This window comes from Streptomyces sp. NPDC087215, from assembly GCF_044744885.1.
In the GTDB taxonomy this organism is placed as follows: domain Bacteria; phylum Actinomycetota; class Actinomycetes; order Streptomycetales; family Streptomycetaceae; genus Streptomyces.
In genome coordinates, this window is record NZ_JBIUZD010000004.1 from 441,599 (window position 1) to 464,245 (window position 22,647).

16 protein-coding genes and 1 pseudogene are annotated in these 22,647 nt (G+C 74.4%); 4 read left to right on the forward strand and 13 right to left on the reverse strand.

Going from position 1 to position 22,647, the window contains the following annotated elements; all coding sequences use genetic code 11:
• The first annotated feature begins 299 nt into the window (after positions 1-299).
• Entirely contained in the window at positions 300-692 is a 393-nt protein-coding gene (locus ACIO92_RS14855) for an ATP-binding protein (protein WP_401768645.1), read from the forward strand.
• 44 nt (positions 693-736) lie between these two features.
• On the opposite strand, the gene ACIO92_RS14860 is transcribed toward ACIO92_RS14855, so the two are convergent.
• The 8 genes and pseudogenes from ACIO92_RS14860 to ACIO92_RS14895 form a co-directional block, all read right to left on the reverse strand.
• The gene (locus ACIO92_RS14860; RefSeq protein WP_402281469.1) at positions 737-1,534 is read right to left on the reverse strand and encodes an excalibur calcium-binding domain-containing protein; all 798 of its coding nucleotides are present in this window, start codon (positions 1,532-1,534) and stop codon (positions 737-739) included.
• Positions 1,535-1,926: 392 nt separating this feature from the next.
• A complete protein-coding gene (locus ACIO92_RS14865) occupies positions 1,927-2,517 on the reverse strand; it encodes a hypothetical protein (RefSeq protein ID WP_366439824.1) in 591 nt (196 codons plus the stop codon).
• A gap of 459 nt (positions 2,518-2,976) precedes the next feature.
• Positions 2,977-3,369 carry a hypothetical protein gene (locus ACIO92_RS14870; protein WP_366439825.1) on the reverse strand — a complete coding sequence of 131 codons (393 nt, stop codon included), beginning with the start codon at positions 3,367-3,369 and terminating at the stop codon, positions 2,977-2,979.
• Positions 3,370-3,913: 544 nt separating this feature from the next.
• Positions 3,914-5,047, reverse strand: a complete 1,134-nt coding sequence (locus ACIO92_RS14875) for an acyl-CoA dehydrogenase family protein (protein ID WP_402281472.1) — start codon at positions 5,045-5,047, stop codon at positions 3,914-3,916.
• A complete protein-coding gene (locus ACIO92_RS14880) occupies positions 5,044-7,098 on the reverse strand; it encodes a biotin carboxylase N-terminal domain-containing protein (protein WP_402281578.1) in 2,055 nt (684 codons plus the stop codon). The genes ACIO92_RS14875 and ACIO92_RS14880 overlap by 4 nt, the downstream gene beginning before the upstream one ends.
• Before the next feature lie 143 nt (positions 7,099-7,241).
• Positions 7,242-8,840: a carboxyl transferase domain-containing protein gene (locus ACIO92_RS14885; protein ID WP_366439827.1), complete on the reverse strand. Its 1,599-nt coding sequence runs from the start codon at positions 8,838-8,840 to the stop codon at positions 7,242-7,244.
• Positions 8,841-8,980: 140 nt separating this feature from the next.
• Complete coding sequence (locus ACIO92_RS14890; RefSeq protein WP_402281474.1) at positions 8,981-10,660, reverse strand: acyclic terpene utilization AtuA family protein; 1,680 nt, start codon at positions 10,658-10,660, stop codon at positions 8,981-8,983.
• Between the two features lie 243 nt (positions 10,661-10,903).
• A pseudogene (locus tag ACIO92_RS14895) lies at positions 10,904-11,710 on the reverse strand (TIGR03084 family metal-binding protein); the annotation flags it as partial.
• A 644-nt stretch (positions 11,711-12,354) separates the two neighbouring features.
• Here ACIO92_RS14895 and ACIO92_RS14900 point away from each other — a divergent pair.
• The gene (locus ACIO92_RS14900) at positions 12,355-13,104 is read left to right on the forward strand and encodes a DUF4232 domain-containing protein (protein ID WP_366439829.1); all 750 of its coding nucleotides are present in this window, start codon (positions 12,355-12,357) and stop codon (positions 13,102-13,104) included.
• A gap of 110 nt (positions 13,105-13,214) precedes the next feature.
• On the opposite strand, the gene ACIO92_RS14905 is transcribed toward ACIO92_RS14900, so the two are convergent.
• From ACIO92_RS14905 to ACIO92_RS14920, 4 genes are all read right to left on the reverse strand, one after another.
• Positions 13,215-13,628, reverse strand: a complete 414-nt coding sequence (locus ACIO92_RS14905) for a hypothetical protein (RefSeq protein ID WP_401236466.1) — start codon at positions 13,626-13,628, stop codon at positions 13,215-13,217.
• Positions 13,629-13,873: 245 nt separating this feature from the next.
• Positions 13,874-14,251, reverse strand: coding sequence for a VOC family protein (locus tag ACIO92_RS14910; protein ID WP_402281476.1), 378 nt, complete (start codon positions 14,249-14,251; stop codon positions 13,874-13,876).
• A gap of 525 nt (positions 14,252-14,776) precedes the next feature.
• Positions 14,777-15,949, reverse strand: a complete 1,173-nt coding sequence (locus ACIO92_RS14915; RefSeq protein WP_402281478.1) for an MFS transporter — start codon at positions 15,947-15,949, stop codon at positions 14,777-14,779.
• 430 nt (positions 15,950-16,379) lie between these two features.
• Entirely contained in the window at positions 16,380-17,297 is a 918-nt protein-coding gene (locus ACIO92_RS14920) for an EamA family transporter (protein ID WP_402056999.1), read from the reverse strand.
• Positions 17,298-17,603: 306 nt separating this feature from the next.
• Here ACIO92_RS14920 and ACIO92_RS14925 point away from each other — a divergent pair, with 306 nt between their 5' ends.
• Positions 17,604-18,461: a LysR family transcriptional regulator gene (locus tag ACIO92_RS14925; RefSeq protein ID WP_402056846.1), complete on the forward strand. Its 858-nt coding sequence runs from the start codon at positions 17,604-17,606 to the stop codon at positions 18,459-18,461.
• Here ACIO92_RS14925 and ACIO92_RS14930 read toward each other — a convergent pair.
• A complete protein-coding gene (locus ACIO92_RS14930) occupies positions 18,448-21,453 on the reverse strand; it encodes an FAD-binding and (Fe-S)-binding domain-containing protein (protein WP_402281480.1) in 3,006 nt (1,001 codons plus the stop codon). The genes ACIO92_RS14925 and ACIO92_RS14930 overlap by 14 nt on opposite strands.
• Positions 21,454-21,504: 51 nt before the next feature.
• Here ACIO92_RS14930 and serC point away from each other — a divergent pair, with 51 nt between their 5' ends.
• The gene (gene serC, locus ACIO92_RS14935) at positions 21,505-22,623 is read left to right on the forward strand and encodes a phosphoserine transaminase (protein WP_366439839.1); all 1,119 of its coding nucleotides are present in this window, start codon (positions 21,505-21,507) and stop codon (positions 22,621-22,623) included.
• The last annotated feature ends 24 nt before the right edge of the window (positions 22,624-22,647 follow it).

Genomic DNA, 22,647 nt, shown 5'->3' on the forward strand with positions numbered 1-22,647 from the left:
CGTAGGCGCACTCACTCTGTCCCCTCCCTGCCCACCTGTCGCTCGGTCAGTCTGCCGTGCGGCGCCACCCCCTGTCATTCGTCAAAGCTCTCGCCATCGCCGTTCGCACGGAAGCGTGCAAATTTCTACGATCGAGTGACTTTGCTTGCAGCATGGGGAGTTGGGCGAGCAGCATGACTGCATCAACTGCGTTTGCGCTTATGCGGTCATGGCAGAGCCATGTGCGGATGAGCGCAGGAAGCGGAGGGATTCGCGTGACCACCATGCCGCCAGAACGGTTACCCGCGCTTGACCACCCGATGCCGGAGGGTCCGTCCCCGCAGAAGCGGTTCGCCGGGGCTCCGGAGTCCGTGAGAGCCGCACGCGACCACGTCCGCGACATCGTCAACGCCGGTACTCACGGCCTCACCCCCGACCAGGTGAACGACATCCGGCTCGTCGCCTGCGAGCTGGCCACCAACGCCGTCCGGTACGGCACGGAGCCCGGCGACTCCTTCCTCGTGACGGTCGTCGTCGGGCCCGGAACCGTACGGGTCGAGGTGCACGACCCGGTCCGGCGGCGCCCCCGGCCGCGGCCCGAGTCGGAGGAACGCGACCGGGGGCGGGGGCTGCGCATCGTGGAGGCCCTGGCCACCGCGTGGGGCGTCGACGACCGGCCGATGGGGAAGGTCGTCTGGGCGGAGTTCGGATGACAGGTGTCACCGGCCCGCTCCCTGCGGGGCGGGCCGGTAGTTCGTCACCTCTCGCAGGCCACTCCGTCGCCGTCGCGGTCGAGGTGGCTGCCGTAGCCGGGGTCACCGCGGTGTACCGGAGCGGCTCCGGCGGCACGGGCTGCCGAGCAGTTGCGGTAGTAAACGCTCTCCTGGGTGGGCTCCGGCTCGGGGGCCACCGTCGGCGGCTCCGTGGTCGGGCGCGGCTTCGGGGGCGGGGTCGGCTTGGGCTTGGGCTTCGGCTTGTGGAGCACCGTGTTCGGGGACGCGGGGCACGGGACGCCCGGCTCCGTCAGATACACCACCGGCACCATGGAAGTGACCGGCGCACCGGCGTCGGGGCGCTGGAAGCAGACGAGCCAGGTGCTGTGCTCGGCGGGGAGTTCGACGTCCTTGTAGGCGGCGTGGACGCGACCCTCGTTCTCGGCGAGGAGCTTCGCGGCGGACGCGTGGTCTCCGCCGACGAGCGAAGGCATCACCGGGACTTCAGGGGTCTTCGACGGCGTCGGGGTCGGCGTCGCCGTGGCGCTCGGGGTCGCCTCGGCGGTGGCCGCCGGGCGCTCCGCCTTCGCGTCCGCCTCCGGCTTCTCCTCGGAGGGCGTGAGGAGGGCCAGCAGGAACCACAGGCCCGAGAGGACCGTCGCCACGATCTTCTGCCGCTGCTTCCAGAGGCTCGTCCACACCAGGGCGATGCCCGCCGGCGGGAAGAACACCAGCAGCACGATGATCAGTGCCGAATTCCGCCACCAGCGCCGTACGGGCGGACGCGGGGGCAGGGGCGGCGGCGGAGGCGGGTACGGATGGCTGGACGGCGGCGGGTACACGGACGGATCTCCCGGAAGCATGAACGCGACATGTGAACGAGCTGTGTGCGAAGTGACGAGATCGTACACACGCTGTTCATGTCGGGGGACCCTCCGTGCGGAAATCGGGACCGGCCGAGGCCATGACAGGGCCTCCGGCCCGCCGGACCGGGGCCCGTCGGACCGGATCCGGCGGACCGAGGCCTCTGGAGCGCCTTCGGGGCGCGCGTCCCGCATCGGCGCGGGCCGGGGCGGCCACGCCTTCCCGGCCCGCGCCGGGCGACACGGACGGCGGCTGATCCCCACCGGGGCCGGACCGGACGGACGGCACCAGGTACGTACGGTGCCGTCCGTCCGAGGCGTGCGCAGACGTCCCGCCGCCCGGCGCGCACGCCCGGGAGGTGTCGGCGGCGTCAGGAGTTGACGTGGCCGATCACCTTGGCGACGACGTCGGTGATCAGCGGGCCGCATCCGCCGGGTGCGCGCCCGGCGAACTCCAGGGTGAAGTGGTCTTCACCGGCGACGAACTGAAGGCTCTTGCTGATCGAGGCGAAGCGGGGGCCGACGGGCGTGTAGGAGTCGCCGACGGGGTCCGAGGTGGGAGGGGGGATCACCTGGGCGCTGTAGGACTGGTCGCCCATGTCCTTGGCACATGCGGGGTCGGTGTTGCGGGCGTGCTTCCAGGTGACGCTGACCACGGAACCCCCGTCCGCCTCGAAGTCCTGGGAGAGGGTTCCCGGTCCGATGTCGACCGCCTGGTAGGTGTACTGGGTGAGGGCGCGGCTGTACAGCGTCACCCCGCCACGCGGGGTGGACGCACCGACCTGCCACGCGCCGATGTTCTCGCCGTCCTCGTACTCGACGTAGCCTCCCGCCGGGGCGTTCGGATCGGAGAAGGTGCCGTTCGCGATGAGGTTCCCGGCCGCTGCCGCAGGGGTGAGGGCTGCGGTGGTGGCCAGGACGGCGGCGCCCAGCAGGGCGCCGACGGACGTGCGCTTGTTCATGCGTTTCCTTCGTGGGTCGGGAGATGGGTCCGCCGTCGCGGCGGCCGTGTGCCGGGAGACGGGTCCGCCGTCGGGTCGGCGCGAGGGCGGCTGTCGGCACGGGACGCGCCCGCGCGGGCCGGGAGCGGTGGACGGGCCGGGAGCGGTGGACGGGCCGACGCCGCGTCAGGCGCACCCGGGCGGCTTCCGGGGGAACGGCGTCGGAGGCGTCGGGACGCCCATGGGCGATCGCGTCGCGGCGCCCTCCGCGGTCGGATGCGCCGCTCCGCGGCGGCCCGCCGTTTGCGGGACGCGTCGATCTCTCACGCCCGGCAGGGCCGGTGCGGAGCGCGCTCGCGAATCAGGTGGACGAGGGCACCGGGACGGTGGGAGCCGTCGGAGGCGCGGTCGCGGCGCGGTCGAGAGGCAGGTGACGGGTGACGGGTGCCTCCCGGTCGGCACCCGCACGTCGGTTCGTTGTCAGCTGATGCCGAACACCGGGACGACACGCCCGTGTCCCTCGGAGGGAAGGTACTCGTCGCTGCCGAGGTACTTGGCGGAGTAGCCACCGATCTCACCCGTGATGGAGGTGCCGATATCGCTGATGCTGCCTCCGTCGATGGTGGCGATTCCCCTTCCGTCGGTCTGCGATGTGCCCAGGTGCTCGCCCGCGGCGCCCGCGTACCAGTCGATGTCCTGCCAGGGCACGGGCTTCCCCTTGCTCGTCAGCCGGCACTTGCCGGTCGCGTGCAGCCCGGTCAGGAGGTGGCCCTTCGTCGTCTCGACCGTCAGATTCGTGGGCTGGGGTGACTGAGCGGCCGGTGCGGGCTGCGGCGCCTTGGCATCGTCGGGTGAAACCCTCTTCGGCGACATGGTGACTCCTTGCACTCGAATGATCTGCCCCGCATGGACAGCCAAGGAATGAATCACATGTACGAGCACAAATCAGCTTCACCTGGGAATCGGTTCATCACAACGTGTGGTGGGGAGGTGAGCGGAGCCGAGCGCGCTCCGGGTCGCGCCATCCCCGCACAGACGATCCCCACAACCGCACGGGGTCCCATCGGGGAGACCGGCGGCGAGCGCGCTCGGCGCACCACCCCCCCACGGCCGGAGCGGGGCACACCCCGAACAGTGCGCCCCGCCGATCGGCGCAGCATGGGTCCCCGAGGCCGCGAGCGGCGGTCCGGACCACCGGTGGTCACGACGTCCGCCCGGCCTCCGCGGCGACCGGAGAGCCTCCGGCGGCTGGAAGGCCGGAGCAGCACCGCCGCTTCCCGGCTCGGGCGAGGGCGCTTCCGCATCGACGGTCAGGCCTTCGCCCTCTCGGGCGAGGTGGACGGCCCAGGCCCTGTCGTCGGATGCCACGCCACCGTGATCCACCAGTCAAGATCATTCGAAGGCGCCCCTGGTGCGACTAGTACGACTTCGGGAGCCCCAGCGTCTGGTGGGAGACGTAGTTGAGGATCATCTCCCTGCTGACCGGGGCTATCCGGGCCACCCGGGCCGCCGTGACCAGGCGGGCCAGGCCGAACTCGCGGGTCAGGCCGTTGCCGCCCAGGGTGTGGACGGCCTGGTCCACCGCCCTCACACATGCCTCGGCCGCCGCGTACTTCGCCATGTTCGCGGCCTCGCCCGCGCCCAGGTCGTCCCCGGCGTCGTAGAGCCGCGCCGCCTTCGCCATCATCAGCCGGGCCAGTTCCAGCTCGATGTGCGCCTGGGCCAGCGGGTGGGCGACCGCCTGGTGGGCGCCGATCGGGGCCTTCCACACCTGGCGTTCCTTCGCGTACGTCACGGCCCGCGCGAGCGCGAACCGGCCCATGCCGATCGCGAACGCGGCCGTCATGATCCGCTCCGGGTTGAGCCCCGCGAAGAGCTGGAGCAGGCCCGCGTCCTCGTCGCCGACGAGCGCGTCCGCCGGGAGGCGCACTTCGTCCAGGGTCAGCTCGAACTGCTTCTCGTTCGCGTCGAGTTCCATCTCGATGTGCCGCCGCTGGAAGCCCGGAGCGTCCCTCGGCACGATGAACAGGCACGGCTTCAGGTTCCCCGTGCGGGCGTCCGACGCGCGCCCCACGATCAGGGTCGCGTCCGCGATGTCCACGCCCGAGACGAAGACCTTCCGGCCGTTGAGGACCCAGCCGTCCCCGGTGCGGGTCGCGGTGGTGGTGATGCGGTGCGAGTTGGACCCGGCGTCCGGCTCGGTGATGCCGAACGCCATCGTCAGGGAGCCGTCCGCGAGCCCCGGCAGCCAGGCCCGCTTCTGCTCCCCGGTGCCGAAGCGGGCGATGACCGTGCCGCAGATCGCGGGCGACACCACCATCATCAGGAGCGGCGCCCCGGCGGCCCCCGTCTCCTCCAGGACCACCGACAGTTCGGTCATGCCGCCGCCCCCGCCGCCGTACTCCTCGGGCAGGTTCACACCGAGATAGCCGAGCTTGCCCGCCTCCGCCCACAGCGCCGCCCGGTCGAAGCCGGGGCCGTGGCGGTGGCCGAGCGCGGAGACGGCGGCGCGGAGCGCGGTCAGCTCTTCACTTTCGATCATGGAGCTCATGCGGTCTTCTCCTCCTGTGCTGCTGCTTCGGTCGGGGTGTGCTCCGGTGCGGCCCCGGTCGCCGCGCGGTCCTGTGCCGCTCCGGCCGGGGGGTGGTCCCGCGTCGCCCCGGTCGGGGGGTCGTCCGAGACGACGGCGAGCAGGGCGCCGACCTCGACCTGACGGCCGGGGGCGGCGTGGAGCGCGGTGAGCGTGCCGGAGGCGGGGGCGGTGACGCGGTGCTCCATCTTCATCGCCTCCAGCCAGAGCAGCGGCTGCCCGGCGGTGACCCGGTCGCCGACGGCGAGGCCGTCCGCGACCCGGACGACGGTGCCGGGCATGGGCGCGAGCAGCGAGCCGGGCGCGGTCTGCTCGCGGGGGTCGGTGAACCGGGGCCGGGCGGTGAGCCGGTGGCGTCCGGCGTGGACGACGCCGTCCCCGTACTCCGCGACCTCGAAGTGCCTCACGACTCCGGCGACTTCGAGGCTCACCCGGTCCGGGGAGGCCGCCGCGACCCGGATCCCGGCGGGAGCGGTGACCTCGTGGCCGCCGTCCCTGGTGGGCCGGTAGCGGACCTCGTGGCCGCCGTACGTCCGGCTCTCGTCCTGCGAGCGCAGGTTGCGCCAGCCCCCGCCGAACCGGCCGCGCCGGGCGGTCGCGGCGGCCAGCGCGGCGGCGACCGCCGCGAGCCGCTCGTCGTGGCCCTCCTCGCCGTCGCCGTCGCCGTCGCCGGGGGCGGGGGCGGGGGCGGGGGCGGGGGCGGAGGCTGAGGCGGGGGCGGGGGCGGTCAGCGCCGTCAGGTTCCGGCCGTAGAAACCGGTGTCGAGCCCCTCCCCCGTCGCGTACTCCGGGTGCCGCAGCGAGGCCACCAGGAGGTCCCGGTTGGTGACCGGGCCGTGCACCCGGGCCCGTTCCAGTACGTGGGCGAGCTTGCGGACGGCCTCCGCGCGGGTGGCGGCGTGGACGGTCACCTTGGCGAGCATCGGGTCGTAGTGGACCCCGATCCCGTCCCCGGAGACGTACCCCGTGTCCACCCTGACCCGACCCTCACGGGGTACGTCGAAGGCGTGCAGGACTCCGGTCTGCGGGGCCCAGTCCCGGGCCGGGTCCTCCGCGTACAGCCGTGCCTCGACCGCGTGCCCGCGCGGCGACGGCGGTTCCGGCGGCAGGGCGCGGCCCTCGGCCACGGCGATCTGGAGGGCGACGAGATCGACCCCGTACACCTCCTCCGTCACCGGATGCTCCACCTGGAGACGGGTGTTCATCTCCAGGAAGTGCGCCCGCCCGTCGGCGACCAGGAACTCGACCGTGCCCGCGCCGACGTATCCGACCGCCTTCGCCGCGCGGACCGCCGTGTCCAGGAGGGACGCTTCGAGGCCGGCGGGCAGACCGGGCGCCGGGGCCTCCTCGATCACCTTCTGGTGGCGCCGCTGGAGCGAGCAGTCACGGGTGCCGAGCGCCCACACCGTGCCGTGGGCGTCGCCGAGGAGCTGCACCTCGACGTGCCGCCCGTCCTCGACGTACGGCTCGACGAAGACCTCCCCGTCCCCGAAGGCGCTCGCCGCCTCCGCCGACGCCGAGACCAACTCGCTTTCCAACAGCGCCAGTTCACGGACGATCCGCATACCGCGTCCGCCGCCGCCCGCCGCCGCCTTCACCAGGACCGGCAGGTCCTCCTCGGTGACGTCCGCCAGGGGCGCGATCCCGAGGAGTTCCTTCGCCCGGGTCTTCGAGGCCATCGCCTCGATCGCCTCCGGCGGCGGCCCGATCCACGTCAGCCCGGCGGCGAGCACCGCCCGCGCGAAGTCCGCGTTCTCGGAGAGGAAGCCGTAGCCGGGGTGGACGGCGTCGGCGCCCGCCGCGAGCGCCGCCGCGACCACCAGGTCCCCGCGCAGATACGTCTCCGAGGGCGCCGCCCCCGGCAGCCGCACCGCCGTGTCCGCCTCCCGTACGTGCAGGGCTCCGGCGTCCGCGTCGGAGTACACCGCGACGGTGGCGACGCCCAGTTCACGACAGGTGCGGAAGACCCGGCAGGCGATCTCCCCCCGGTTCGCGACCAGGACGGAGCCGATGGGGGACGGGGAGGGAAGCGGGGACGGGGAGGGAGACGGGGGCGGGGGCGGGGACAGGGGTGGGGGCAACTTCCCTTCCCGGGACGGGTTTTGCTGGCTTCCCGCCGTCTGGGGGCTCGCCTTGGGAAGACTCATCTGGGGCCTCACATCCGGAAGACGCCGAAGCCGCCGCGCGCGCCCTCGACCGGTGCCGTGTGGATCGCGGACAGGCACAGCCCGAGGACCGTGCGGGTGTCGCGGGGGTCGATGACCCCGTCGTCGTAGAGCCGTCCGGAGAGGAACATCGGCAGCGACTCGGACTCGATCTGCGCCTCGACGAGCGCCCGCAGTCCCGCGTCCGCCTCCTCGTCGTACGGCTGTCCCTTCGCGGTGGCGCTCGCCCGCGCCACGATCGACAGGACCCCGGCGAGCTGCTGCGGGCCCATGACGGCGGACTTGGCGCTCGGCCAGGCGAAGAGGAAACGGGGCTCGAACGCCCGCCCGCACATGCCGTAGTGCCCGGCGCCGTAGCTCGCGCCCATGAGGACGGAGAGGTGCGGGACCTTAGAGTTCGACACCGCGTTGATCATCATCGCGCCGTGCTTGATGATGCCGCTCTGCTCGTACTCCTTGCCCACCATGTACCCGGTGGTGTTGTGGAGGAAGAGCAACGGCACGTCCCGCTGGTTGGCCAACTGGATGAACTGCGCCGCCTTCTGCGACTCCGGGCCGAACAGCACGCCCCGCGCGTTGGCGAGCACCCCGACCGGATAGCCGTGCAGCCGCGCCCAGCCCGTCACCAGGCTCGGCCCGTACAGCGGCTTGAACTCGTCGAAGTCGGAACCGTCCACGATCCGCGCGACGACCTCGCGCGGATCGAACGGGGTCTTCAGGTCGCCGGGCACGATCCCGAGGAGTTCCTCCCCGTCGTACTCCGGCGGCTCCGCCGGGCCCGGACCGGCGTGGTGCTTCCGGTGGTTGAGGCGGGCGACGATCCGGCGGGCCTGGCGCAGCGCGTCCGCCTCGTCCACGGCGTAGTGGTCGGCGAGCCCCGAGACCCGGGCGTGCATCTCGGCGCCGCCGAGGGACTCGTCGTCGCTCTCCTCGCCGGTCGCCATCCTCACCAGCGGCGGACCGCCGAGGAACACCTTCGACCGCTCCTTGATCATCACGGTGTGGTCGGACATGCCGGGGACGTACGCCCCTCCGGCCGTCGAGTTGCCGAAGACGACCGCGACCGTGGGGATGCCCGCCGCCGAGAGCCGGGTCAGGTCCCGGAAGAGCGCCCCGCCCGGGATGAAGATCTCCTTCTGGGACGGCAGGTCGGCGCCGCCGGACTCGACGAGCGAGACGACCGGCAGCCGGTTGGCGAACGCGATCTCGTTGGCCCGCAGGGCCTTCTTCAGCGTCCACGGGTTGGAGGCGCCGCCGCGCACGGTCGGGTCGTTGGCGGTGATCAGGCACTCGACGCCCTCGATCACCCCGATGCCGGTGATCAGGGAGGCCCCCAGGGCGTAGTCGCTGCCCCAGGCGGCGAGCGGCGACAGCTCCAGGAAGGGGGAGTCGGGGTCCACGAGCAGTTCGACGCGCTCGCGGGCCGGCATCTTGCCGCGTCGGCGGTGCCGTTCGGTGTACTTCTCGCCGCCGCCCGCGAGGGCCTTGGCGTGCTCGGCGTCGAGCGCGGCCAGCTTGTCGAGCATGGCGTCCCGATGGGCCCGGTAGTCGGCCCCGCCGGTGTCGAGGGAGGTGCGGAGCACGGTCACGGAAGTGCCTCCGGTACGGGTACGGGGACGGCGGCGGCGGACGGGGTCGGTGGGGGCGGTGGGGTGGGGAAGGTCGGTGGGGTGGCGGGGACGGGCGGGTGCGCCGGGGCTCCCCCTGGGGCGGGCCCGTAGGGGGTTGGTCACAGGAGGTCCTCCGGGACGTCGAGGTGGCGGGAGCGGAGCCACTCGCCGAGCGCCTTGGCCTGGGGGTCGAAACGGGCCTGTGAGGCGACGCCCTCGCCGAGGATCCCCGCGACGGTGAAGTTGAGCGCGCGCAGGTTCGGCAGGACGTGCCGGACGACGTCCAGACCCGCCGTCTCCGGCAGGAGTTCCCGCAGCCGGTCGACGGTGAGCGCGTGGGCGAGCCAGCGCCACTCGGCCTCGGTGCGGACCCAGACCCCGATGTTGGCGTCGCCGCCCTTGTCGCCGCTGCGGGCTCCGGCGATCCGGCCGAGCGGGACACGGCGGACGGGCCCCGCCGGGAGCGGCTCTGGAAGCTCCGGTTCCGGTACGGGCTCCAGCGCCCGGTTCGACGGCGGTACGGGGACGGGCAGGCGGGTCCCGTCCGGGAGCACGGCCGTGTGCGGGACGTCGGCGGCGGGCACGTACGCGCTCTCGCACACCCCGTAGGGGGCGCCCCTGCCGGGCGGGGCGGTCACATGGAAGCCGGGGTAGCTGGCGAGGGCCAGTTCGATCGCCGCCCCCGTCAGGGCCCGGCCGGTCCGCTCCGGGTCGGGGTCCCGGACGACCAGCCGCAGCAGGGCGCTCGCGGTCTCCTCGGTGGCGGCGTCGGAGTGGTCGGTACGGGCCAGTTCCCAGCGGACGTCGGCCGGGGGCGCGGCGGCCAGCGCGTCGGCCAGCTGGGCGCGGACCAGGGCGGCCTTCTCCTCGATGTCGAGGCCGGTGAGGACGAACACGACCTCGTTGCGGAAGCCGCCGAGCCTGCTGACGCCGACCTTGAGGCCGGGGGGCGGGGCCTCGCCCCGTACGCCCTCGATCCTGACCCGGTCCGGCCCTTCGGCGACGAGCCGCACGGTGTCGAGGCGGGCGGTCGTGTCGGGGCCCGGGTAGCGGGCTCCGGCCGTCTCGTAGAGGAGCTGGGCGGTGACCGTGCCGAGGTCGACGAGACCGCCGGTGCCGGGGTGTTTGGTGACGACCGCGCTGCCGTCCTCGTGGAGTTCGGCGACGGGGAAGCCGGGGCGGCGCAGGACGGCCGGGTCGAGTTCGCGGAAGAAGGCGTAGTTGCCGCCGGTGGCCTGGGTGCCGCACTCCAGGACGTGCCCGGCGACGACCGCGCCCGCCAGTCTGTCGTACTCCTCGGGGCCCCAGCCGAAGTGCCACTGGGCCGGTCCGGTGACGAGGGCGGCGTCGGTGACGCGGCCGGTGACGACGACGTCGGCGCCCGCGCCGAGGCAGGCGGCGATCCCGGCGCCGCCGAGGTAGGCGTGGGCGGTGAGGGCGCCGCCTTCGGCGGGCAGCCGGTCGCCCTCGACATGGGCGATCCGGGTCGGCAGGCCGAGCTTCGCGGCGAGCGCGCGGAGGGCGTCGGCGAGCCCGGCGGGGTTGAGGCCGCCCGCGTTGGTGACGATCCGGACGCCCCGCTCGTGGGCGAGCCCGAGGCCCTCCTCCATCTGCCGCAGAAACGTCTTCGCGTACCCGCCGGAGGGGTCCTTCAGCTGGTCGCGGCCGAGGATGAGCATGGTCAGCTCGGCGAGGTAGTCGCCGGTGAGGACGTCGAGCTCCCCGCCGGTGAGCATCTCGCGGACGGCGTCGAAACGGTCGCCGTAGAAGCCGGAGGCATTGCCGACACGCAGCACCACGGCTCAGCCCTCCCCGGGACGGGGGGTCACGCGGGGACGGCCGGTGGCCCTGTGGGGGACGGTGCTCCCTCGGGGTCGGCCGGTGTTCCCTTCCGGGTCGGGGGGCCCTTCCGGGTCGGGAGTCCCGTAAGGGGTGCTGGTCCCGTAGGGGTCGGGGGCCCCGTAGGGGGCGGCGGTGCCGTAAGGGGTGCTGGTCCCGTAAGGGTCGGGGGTCCCCTCCGGGGCGGCCGTCCCTTTCTGGTCCGCGGCCCCCTCCGGGGCACCGTCACCGCTCCGTGCGCGCCCCTGGCCCGCCGGGCCCGCGAAGGCCTGGGCGATGTCCAGCCACCGTCCGGCGTCGGCGCCGTGCGCGACGAGGTCCGTGTCGGCGCGGTGGACGCGCTGGGTGACGAGGAGACAGAAGTCGAGGGCGGGGCCGGTGACCCGGTCGGCGGCGTCCTCGGGACCGTACGTCCACAGGGTGCCGTCGGGGGCGGTGACCTCGACCCGGACCGGTCCGGCGGGCACGGGGAGGCCCCGGACGAGGAAGGCGTAGTCACGGGCGCGGTGACCGATCCAGGCGACGTGCCGGAGCCGGGTGGTGGGCGGGCGGACGGCCCCGAGGGCGTCGGCGACGTCCCGGCCGTGCGCCCAGGTCTCCATGAGCCGGGCGGTGGCCATGGCGGGGGCGCTCATCGGCGGCCCGTACCAGGGGAACCGTACGCCGGGCGGCACCGCCCGCAGGGCTTCCTGGAGCAGTTCGCGGCCCGTGCGCCACCGGGTGAGCAGTTCGGCGGGCGGCAGCTTCGCGCCTTCCTCGGCGCCCTCGTCGACGAAGCGTTCGGGTGCGGCGAGCGCCTTGCGGGTCTCGGCGGCGAAGGCCTCGGCGTCGGTGGCGGCGAGGAGCGCGGCACGGTCGGTCCAGGCGAGGTGGGCGATCTGGTGGGCGAGGGTCCAGCCGGGCGCGGGGGTGGGCGCGGCCCACCGTTCCTCGCTCAAGTCCGCGACGAGACGGTCGAGTTCGTCACTCTCGTCGCGCAGGTCGTCGAGGACGACGACGGGGTCGGACACGGTGCGCTCCCCTCGGGGGACGGGCGGTCTCGGGCCTTCGCGAGGAGCATGGCAGCGCCACCATAAACAATCAAGCGTGCTTGCTTTACTTGATGGGCGGGACGGACCGAGGGAACGGGGCGGGCCGGTGGCGGGGCGGGCGGCTTGCCGGGGCCGCTCGGCGGGAGGCCGCCCGAGAGGCCCGGCGGGGCGGCCCTCGGCCGGAAGAGCGCGGACCGGATCGGCGCCCGCGTCGGCGGCACCGTACGACCGACTGCGCCTGACGGCGGCGGACGGCCGTGGACGGCGGCACGGCGGACGTGGTGCGCCGGTCCGGGCGGAGTGACGGGCCGGTCGCGGGGCCGACGGCCGTGGTCAAGATCCGCCGCGTCACGGCTCTGTCCCTGCGGGTGACAGTCGCGCACGCGGCGCGAGGAGTTGGGGAACCACCGAGGAAACCGTCGTCCTGCCAGGTCAGCGGCGCCCCACCGGCGCCGGGCGGGCCTCCGGGCGGGCGTTACGTGTCACAGGAATGTATGGGCGGGCGGGCACCCGGAACGGTTCTCCCGGCCGGGCGCCTCTTGGTGAGCAGAAGCACCCGCTCGTACGGAACACCCGCTCGTACGGAGCACCCGGAACCGCCGACCGAAACTGGGGAAGAAACGATGCGCGTCCACAAGGTCACCTTCGCCGTCCTGGCCGTCGCCGCGAGCCTCTCGCTCACGGCCTGTCAGAGCACCGACGCCGCCGCGGGGAAGAGCGACCCGTCGTCCGCGCCGTCCTCTTCCTCCTCCGACGCGCGGCCCTCGTCCGGGGACACCGCCCCGGCCGGTGGCGCGGAGGCGGACGGCGCCGGTTCGGCCGGTACCGACCAGGACGGCGGGTCGGGCACGGGCGGGTCCACCGCCGGGGGGACGGCCTCCGGCGGCACGTCCTCCGGGAAGAAGAGCTCCGGCGGTACGGGTGCGGGGTCCGGGTCCGACGCGAAGGCCACGGCCCCGAAGTGCACCACCGGCGACCTGAGGATCACCGCCTCGGACAGCACCATCGACGGTGACCGCGAAGGCACCGTCGCCGTGGAGCTGACGAACCGGGGCGGCCGGACCTGTGTGGTCTCCGGCTGGGCGGGCGTCGACCTCAGGACCAGCGCGGGCACGCTGTCCGCGAAGCGCAGCGGCGAGAAGGCCGGTCCGGTCACCCTCAAGAGCGGTGCGTCGATCCCGTTCGGCGTCCACTACCCGCTCAACGAGTCCGGCGGCTCCGGCATCCGTGTCACGGGTCTGGTCGTGACCCCGCCGAACGAGACCACGCCGGTCACCCTCGCCTGGCCGGGCGCCGCCACGCTGCCCGTCACGGAGGGCGGCGGCTCCCCGGTGCGCGTCGGCCCGCTGGGCGGCATCGGCCAGGGCGGCTGATCCGGCCTCCGGATTCGACGGACGCCCCGGCCCCAGGGACCGGGGCGTCCGCGCGTCCCTCGCCCCCGCTTCCCCCGCTTCCCCCGCTTCCTCTACTCCCTCTACTCCCTCTACTTCCTCCGGATCGCGGAGGACAGGGCGGTGACGCCGACGACGAGGGCGAGGGAGCCGAACGGGAGCAGGGTGTAGGGGGCGTCGTCGATGGTGTCGATGCCGTTGCCGACGGCCGTGATCCAGCCGATCGTGCCGACGAGGACCATCGGGCCGACCCGGCGTTCGCCGGTGACGAGCATCCCGGCCCACAGGACGATCGGCATGAGCAGGGCGGTGTTCATCATGGCCGCGGTGAACGCCTGGTCCGAGCCGAACCCCGCCCCGGACCCCAGCGTCGCCGCCGCCTGGCCGCTGAAGGACAGATAGAGCCCGTCCGACATGATCACGTGCGACAGGGCGACGGCGATCGTCGAGACGATCAGCGCCTTGAAGAGACGGGGGCCGCGCGGGGTGGGCGAAGACGGTGCCATGGGCGTGACTATACGCATCGTCTATACATGCGATGTATAGAGGGGCCGAGGGAGGCGAGGGAGGCGAGGGAGGCAAGGGTGGAGAGCGGCGGGCCCGGTCCGCCCGCCCCGCGCTTCCGGGCTCCCGCGCCCCCGGGCCCCCGGGCCCCTCAGGTTCCCGAGGGGAAGACCGTCGCCGCGTCCCCCGGCCTTCAGGAAGCAGCAGGGATCGCGGTACGGCTCCGGCGCCTCCGCGGACGACGGACTCAGCGTCCGAGCAGGCAGAACGGGTGGCCCGCCGGGTCGGCGTAGACGCGCCAGCCCCGGTCGGCGGGGCCCTCGTCCAGGAGGGTCGCGCCGAGGGCGAGGACCTGTTCGCGGGCGGTTTCCGCGTCGGGGACGTCGAGGTCCAGATGGAACTGCTGGGGCCGCTCCGGGTCCGGCCACGCGGGCGGGCGGTGATCCTCGACGCCCTGGAAGCAGAGGACGAGCCCACCGGGCGTGTGCAGGGTGGACCAGTCCTCCCCGACTCCCCAGCGCGGGTCGGGCCGGTCCACCTCACCCCCGAGAACGGCGTGGTAGAACGCGGCCAGCCGGGCGGGCTCGGGACAGTCGACGACGAGGCACTGCAGGGTGGCGATCATGCGGGGATCGTAGGGGCCGGTCGCCGGGCACGGGGCCGCCGGGCGAGCCGTGCGGGACCGGGCGTGGCCCGGCGGGCGGGGGTGGGCGTGGCCGGGCGGCGGGGGTGGGCGGCGGGCGGGCGGTCCGGACGCGACGAGGAGCCGGGCGGGCCGTCGAGATCCTGGCCCGCAGCAGATCGTGGAAGGCCCCCGCCTCCGTGGCGTTGGGCGCCCGGAGCTCCACGACCGGCCCGAGACCGTGCGCCCCGCCGACGTCCTCCCGGGGCACCCCGCTGATCTCGGCCCGTACGGTCGACCGCCCGTGAGGGACGTCCCGGCCAGCGCCTCGGCCGGAACGGTCCAGACGGTGTCCCTCCGCTCGACCGTCAGCGACATCCCGTCGAAGCGGGCCGTCGTGCCACCCCCGGTGATGACGCTGTTCGGCGTGCTCTCCAGCGATGATTCCCCCTTGTTCCGGCTTCCCGCTCTCCGGCTTGCCCGCCCTCTGAGTTCCGGCCTTCCCGGCGCTCCGGGCGGGACCCGGGGTCAGCCCGCCTCCTCCCGGACCGCCCCGGCGCGCCCCCGGAGGGTGAGGCAGGCCGCCCAGGCCGTTCCCGCCAGGGTGAGCAGCGGGAGCAGGAGCCTGACGTCGGTCAGGGTGACGAGGGCCGCACCGAGGCCCGTCGACAGGGCGTTCGGGGCGAAGAGCAGGGTGTTCGTGGTGGCCGCCGTCCGGCCGACCGCGTCCGGCGGGGCCTCCCGCTGCACCGCCGTGATCACCGCGACCAGCACCCACGGCAGGCCCACGCCGATCGTCCCGCTCGCCGCGAGGGCCGTCGCCTCGTACGGCAGCGCCCGTACGCCCGCCGCCACCGCGAACAGGAGCAGTCCGAGGGCCGCGAGCGACCGTTCCGGCAGGCGGCGCAGGAGCGGCCCGGTGAACAGCCCCGCGAGGACGGAGCCCGCGCCCTGGACGGCGTAGAGCACACCGGCGTACGCGGGCGGTCGCCCGAGGCCCTGGTCCACGACCGCGTACACCGAAGCCCCGTTCACCCCGGCGAGCAGCATCGTGAACGCGCCGGTCGCCACCAGGGGCCGCAGCACCGGTGAGGCGCGCAGGAGCCGGGTCCCCTCGGCGGTCTCCCGCCACCAGTTCCGGGACGGGGGCCGGGCGGGGCGGGCCTCCCGTACCGGCATCAGCGCGAACACGGCCGCCGCCAGGACGAAGCTCGCCGCGTCGAGGAGGACGACGGGACCGCCGCCGTACCGGGCGAAGAGCCCGGCGGCCACCAGCGGGGCGAGCAGTTTCACCGACTCGTTCGCGGTCATCCGCAGCCCGTTGAAGGCCCCGCGCCGCTTCTCGTCCAGGACGGTGGCGACGAGGGCCTGTTCCGCCGCGTCGTGGACGGTGCCCTGTGCCCCGTAGAGCACGAGCACCGCGAAGAGCAGCCACACCCGCCCGGCCGAGTCCACCCACAGGAGCAGCGGCAGCACGGCCGCCGCGCCGAGGTCGAGCGCGACCAGGAGCGGTCGCCGCCGCACCCGGTCGGCGAGCGTGCCGAGGAGCGGCCCGAGGAGGACGGGGGCCCAGAGGGCGACGGCGGCGAGGGCCGCGAGACCGTCGGACCCCGTCAGGGACTTCACCCAGATCCCGGAGACCAGCCACATCGCCGTCGTACCGAAGCCGGACACGACGACGCCTGTCAGATACCAGCGCATGGCCGCCAGGCTGGCCCCTGAGGAGGCCCCGGCGGATCGGTCATCCTCCCGAGGGAGGACCCGCCCTCGCTGTCGCCTTACTCGTGCGCGTCGCCCGTCACCACGCAGCAGCCACCAGGAACACCTGCGCCCTCCCGGGACGAGTGCCGGGCCAAGGGGCATACGGGGGTTCCGCCCCCGTGCCGTCCGTGAAGGCACCGGTGTTCCACGCACGGTGAAACATGGGGTTGTGCCGGGTGCCAGGCCACGCGGCCCCGGAACGCGGACCACCGTCCGCCGGGACGGTCCGGCGGACGGTGGTCCGCCCGGTGACACGGGCGGAGGAGCCGGGGGAGGCGAAGCCCGGGAGGGCGGGTGCGTCCCCCTCAGGCATCCCCCTCAGGCGTCCCCCTCAGGCGTCCCCCTCAGGCGTCCCCCTCAGGTGTCCCCCTCAGGCATCCCGGCGCGCGCCCCCCGGGGACTTCCGGCGCCCGCGCCCGATCTGGCTGCGGACCGCGCCCATGCTGGCGCCGATCACCAGGGCGATGGCCAGGGCGTCCGTCACGGCGAGGGACTGCTGGAGGACGAGGAAGCCCGCCGTCGCGGCGATGGCCGGTTCCAGGCTCATCAGGATCGCGAAGGTCGGCGCGGGCAGCCGGCGCAGCGCGAGCAGTTCCAGGGTGTACGGCAGGACCGAGGACATCAGGGCGACCCCGAGGCCCAGGGCGATCGTCGAGGGGACGAGGAGCTTGTCGCCCGCGTCGACGACGCCCAGCGGCAGCGTCAGGACCGCGCCGAACGCCATGGCGAGCGCCAGCCCGTCCGCCTGCGGGAAGCGGCGGCCGGTCCGCGCGCTGAACACGATGTACGCCGCCCACATCGCGCCCGCCGCGAGCGCGAACCCGGCCCCCAGCGGGTCGAGCCGGTCGAGACCGCCGCCGCTGAGCAGGACGACACCGCCGAGCGCGAGCCCCGCCCACAGCAGGTTCATCAGCCGCCGGGAGGCGACCACCGACAGGATCAGCGGCCCCAGGACCTCCAGGGTCACCGCCGCGCCCAGCGGGATCCGGGCGACGGAGAGATAGAACAGGACGTTCATCCCGGCCATCGCCGCGCCGAAGGCGAGGACCGTGCCCCAGTCGGCCCGCCCGTACCCCCGGACCCGGGGACGGCAGATCAGCAGCAGGACGGCGGCGGCGAGCACCAGCCGCAGCGTCACCACGCCGAGCGCACCGGCGCGGGGCATGAGGAGGACGGCGACGGCGGAACCGAACTGCACGGAGAGACCGCCCGCGACGACCAGCGCGACGGGCCCGAGCCGATGGCCCGCGATCCCCCGGGCGGCGACGCCCGGCGCCCCGGCACCCACCGCCCCGGCACCCCCGCCGCCCGCCACGACGGCTCCCGTCGGGTCCCCGGCGGCCACGGCGACACCCGCCACCGCCGCGCCGACCGGTGCGGCACCCGTCGGCCCGCCGCCGACCACGACGGCTCCCGCCGGGGCCGCCCCCTTGACCGGACTGTCCACCGACCGACTCCTCACACGTCCACCAGACTGTACTTCCAGTCCAGAATAATGCACTACCGGTGGACCGCCACCGACTTCCACCTTCACGCTACGAGCCCCCGCGCGGCACCGGAAATGCCGACTGTTCTGCGGTTATGCTCCGAACGCATGAGCATCGAGCTACGCCATCTCCGCTGCTTCCTCGCCATCGCCGAGGAGACCAGCCTCACCAGGGCGGCCGCCCGGCTCCATCTCACCCAGCCCGCCGTCTCCCGTACGCTCGCCGCCCTCGAACAGCACCTCGGCGCCCGGCTGGTGGACCGCTCCACCCATCACCTCGCCCTCACCGCCGACGGCCGTGCCTTCCAGGACCGGGCCGCCGCCGCGCTCGCCGCCTTCGAGGACGCCGTCGACCCCGCCAGGCTCCGGCACCGGCCCCTGCGCCTCGGGCACGCCTGGTCGGCCTTCGGTCCGTACACCACTCCCCTGCTGCGGCGCTGGCAGCGCGAACACCCCGGGACCCCCCTCGAACTCCTCCGGGTCGACGACCGCACGGCCGGACTCACCCGGGGCGAGGTCGACGCGGCCCTGCTCCGGGGCCCGGTCGACGCGCCGGGCCTGATCACCGTCCAGCTCACCACGGAGGAGCGGTTCGCCGCCGTCCCCGCCGACGGCCCGCTCGCCGACCGGGCCCGGCTCGCCCTCGGCGACCTGACCGGCCGGACCGTCGTCCTCAACACCGTCTCGGGCACGACCACCCTGGCCCTGTGGCCCCCCGCCGCCCGCCCGGCCGCCACCGTCACGGTCGCCAACACCGACGACTGGCTGACGGCCATCGCGGCGGGCCGGGGCGTCGGCGTCTCCTCCGCCTCCACCGCCGCCCTGCACCCGCACCCGGGGGTCGCCTACCGCCCGCTGACCGACGCCCCGGCGCTCCCGGTGGTCCTGGCCTGGCGGGACGCCTTCCCGCACCCGGCGACGGCGGCGCTCGTGACGATGGCCCGGGAGATCGTCAGCGGGGAATGACCCCACCACCGGCCCCCGGACCACCCGCATCACCCGCATCACCCGCATCACCCGGACCGTCCGGACCGTCCGCCCGCCCCGACGGCTCCCCCAGGTCCAGCGCCTCCGACAGGAGTTCCGCCAGGTGCCGGGCCCGGCCGCCGGTCAGGTCGGCGATCTGCGTCCGGCAGGAGAAGCCGTCCGCCAGGACCTCCGTGTGCGGGGCGGCCCGCCGCAGCGCCGGGAGCAGCCGGTCCTCGGCGCACGCCACCGACACCTCGTAGTGCCCCGGCTCGAAGCCGAAGTTCCCGGCGAGACCGCAGCACCCGCCCTCCAGTGCACCGGTCAGACCCGCGCGCTCCCTGAGGCGCCGGTCGGCCGCGTCACCGAGGACCGCGTGCTGGTGGCAGTGGGTCTGGCCGGTCACCGGGCGGTCCAGGCGGGGCGGTTCCCAGCCCGGCGCCAGCTCCTCCAGGGCCTCGGCGAAGGTGCGGACCGAGGCCGCGAGCCGGGCCGCCCTCGGGTCGTCCGGGAGCAGTTCGGGCAGGTCGGTGCGGAGCGCCGCCGCACAGGAGGGTTCGAGGACGACGACCGGTCCGGACCCGTCGCCGTCCGGGGTGTCCAGGGTGTCCAGGGTCCGGCGCATCACCTTGCGCGCGGCGCCCAGTTGACCGGTGGAGACGTAGGTCAGACCGCAGCACACCCGGCCCGGCGGCAGCGCCACGCCGAGCCCGGCCGCCTCCAGGACCCGGAGCGCCGCCAGACCGACCTCGGGTGCCAGGTGGTCGGTGAAGGTGTCGGGCCAGAGCGTCAGGACGGGAGGGCGGGCCGAGGCGCGCTCGGCGAACCAGGACGTGAAGGTCCGGGCGGCCACGCGCGGGATGCCCCGCTCCGGGGTGACGCCCGCCCAGCGGGCCGCGAACGGCAGCCGCGACGCCGGGTTCAGCGCCCGCCCGAACAGGTCGAGCCAGTGCGGGAGCCGTCCCATCGTCCAGTGGGAGCGGGGCCTGCGCAGGAAGCCGAGCGGGCCCGCGTAGTGCCGGTCGAGGAACTCGGCCTTGTACGCGGCCATGTCGACGCCCACCGGGCAGTCGGCGCGGCAGCCCTTGCAGGACAGGCAGAGGTCGAGGGCCTCCCGCACCTCCTCCGAACGCCATCCGCCGGTGACGACCTCGCCCAGCGCCATCTCGTGCAGCAGCCGTGCCCGGCCCCGGGTGGAGTGCTTCTCCTCGCGGGTCACCCGGTACGAGGGACACATCACGTCCGGTCCCGGAGCCGGTCCCGTCACCCGGCACTTCGCGACCCCGACGCAGCGGGCGGCGGCGCGCCCGGCGCCCGTGGCGGGCAGTCCGGCGAACCGCAGGCCCTCGTCGAGGGGGCGCGGCCGGACCAGCATCCCCGGGTTGAGTCCGCCGTCCGGGTCCCACACGTCCTTGACGGCGCCGAACAGGGCGACGAGTTCGTCCCCGTACATCCTCGGCAGGAGTTCGGCCCGTGCCTGCCCGTCGCCGTGCTCCCCGGAGAGCGAGCCGCCGTGGGCGACCACCAGGTCGGCCGTCGCCTCGGAGAACCGCCGGAAGTCCCGTACGCCCGGGTCGGTCCACAGGTCGAAGTCGATCCGGACGTGGACGCAGCCGTCGCCGAAGTGCCCGTAGGGGACGCCCCTGAGGCCGTGCTCGGCGAGGAGGGCGCGGAAGTCGCGCAGATACGCGCCGAGCCGGGCGGGCGGCACCGCGCAGTCCTCCCAGCCCGGCCAGGCCATGGTCCCGTCCGGGAGCCGGGTCGCGGTGCCCGCCGCGTCCTCCCTGATCCGCCAGAGCGCCCGTTGTCCGGCCGGGTCGGTCACGAGCACCGCGTCGAGCGCGTCCGCCGCCCGCACCAGACGGCGGGCCGCGCCCTCGCCGTCGGTCTCGCAGAACAGCCAGGCCCCGCCCCGGGGCAGCCCCGCGCCGCCGTCCCGTACGAGGTCGGCGGCCATGCCCTCCACGGTCAGCGGCCCGTACGGGAGGAGCCCGGCCGCCGCCTCGGCCGCCGCGCTCTCGTCGGCGTACCCGAGGACGACGAGCACGGGCGCGGCGGGCAGCGGGACCAGCCGGAGGGTCGCCTCCGTCACGATCCCGAGGGTGCCCTCGCTGCCGCAGAAGGAGCGGGCCACGTCCGTGCCCCGCTCGGGAAGCAGCGCGTCGAGGGCGTACCCGGAGATCCGGCGCGGGAGCCCCTGCGGGTAGCCGGTGCGCAGCGGCGCGAGGTTCCGCCCGACGAGGTCGAGCAGCCCGGCGGGCGCGCCCCGCGACACGGAGCCACCGGCCCCCGGGACCACCGGTCCGCCCGGCACCGGCCCACCAGGCCCACTCTGCCCGTCCTGCCCACCCGGCCCACCCGGCCCACCCGGCCCGTCCTGTCCGTCCTGTCCCGCCGGACCGCCCCGCCCCAGCGTCAACCGCTCGCCCCGGTAGGTCATCACTTCCAGCGAGCGCACGTTGTCCGCCGTCGTGCCCCAGGCGACCGAGTGCGCCCCGCAGGCGTTGTTGCCGATCATGCCGCCGAGGGTGCAGCGGCCGTGGGTGGACGGGTCGGGGCCGAAGGTCAGCCCGTACGGGCGGGCCGCCTCCCGCAGCCGGTCGAGGACGAGCCCCGGCCGTACGACCGCCGTGCGCGCCTCCGGGTCCAGGGAGACCAGCCCGTCCAGGTGCCGTGTGAGGTCGAGCACGACGCCGGTTCCGGTGGCCTGGCCGCCGATCGAGGTGCCGCCGCCGCGTGCGACGACCGGTGTCCCGTGCGCCCGGCACACCTCCAGGACGGCCGCCAGGTCGTCGGCGTCCCGGGGCGCGACCGTGCCGACCGGAACCCGCCGGTAGTTGGAGGCGTCCATGGTGGTCAGGGCGCGTGCGGCGGCGGAGAAGTCGACGTCCCCGGCGACGGCCGCCCGCAGCGCGGCGGCGAGTGCGGTCGCTTCCCCGGTCCCTTGCTCGTGTGTTCCCACAAGGCCAGGATGTCTCAGTCCTCGTCTCATCGGGCGGACATGCGGCGACCGGCCCCTTCCCGACCCGATACCCTCCGCCTCGTGGCTGATATCCAGATTCCCGCTGACATCAAGCCCGCCGACGGCCGTTTCGGCGCGGGCCCCTCCAAGGTGCGTAGGGAGGCGCTGGACGCCCTGGCCGCGACCGGCACCTCCCTCCTCGGCACGTCCCACCGCCAGGCTCCGGTCAAGAACCTGGTCGGCGAGGTGCGTACCGGCATCCGTGACCTCTTCTCGCTGCCCGAGGGCTACGAGGTGATCCTGGGCAACGGCGGCTCCACCGCCTTCTGGGACGTGGCGACGCACGGGCTCATCGAGCAGAAGTCGCAGCACCTCACCTTCGGTGAGTTCTCCTCCAAGTTCGCGAAGGCCGCGAAGCTGGCCCCGTGGCTGGACGCGCCGACCGTGATCTCCGCCGACCCGGGCACCCACCCGGAGCCGGTGGCCGAGGCGGGCACCGACGTCTACGCGTACACCCACAACGAGACCTCCACCGGTGTCGCCGCCCCGATCGAGCGGGTCGCGGGCGCCGACGAGGGCGCGCTCGTCCTGGTCGACGCGACCTCGGGCGCGGGCGGTCTGCCGGTCGACATCGCCGAGACGGACGTCTACTACTTCGCCCCGCAGAAGTCGTTCGCCGCCGAGGGCGGTCTGTGGCTGGCGGCCTTCTCCCCCGCCGCCCTGGAGCGGGCGCGGAAGATCCACGAGTCGGGCCGGCACATCCCGGAGTTCTTCTCGCTGCCGACGGCGATCGACAACTCGCTGAAGAACCAGACGTACAACACCCCGGCGCTGTCGACCCTCTTCCTGCTCAACGAGCAGCTGAAGTGGATCAACGGCCAGGGCGGTCTGGACTGGGCCGTGGCCCGGACGAAGGAGTCGTCGGACGCGCTGTACGGCTGGGCCGAGGAGTCCAAGCACGCGACGCCGTTCGTGACGGACCCGGCGAAGCGCTCGCAGGTCATCGGCACGATCGACTTCGCGGACGAGGTCGACGCGGCGGCGGTCGCGAAGGTGCTGCGCGCCAACGGCATCGTGGACACCGAGCCCTACCGCAAGCTGGGCCGCAACCAGCTGCGGGTCGCGATGTTCCCGGCGATCGACCCGGCGGACGTGCGCGCCCTGACGGCGTGCGTCGACTACGTGATCGAGAACCTGTAACCGCGTCCCGCCCCGTCGTACGGA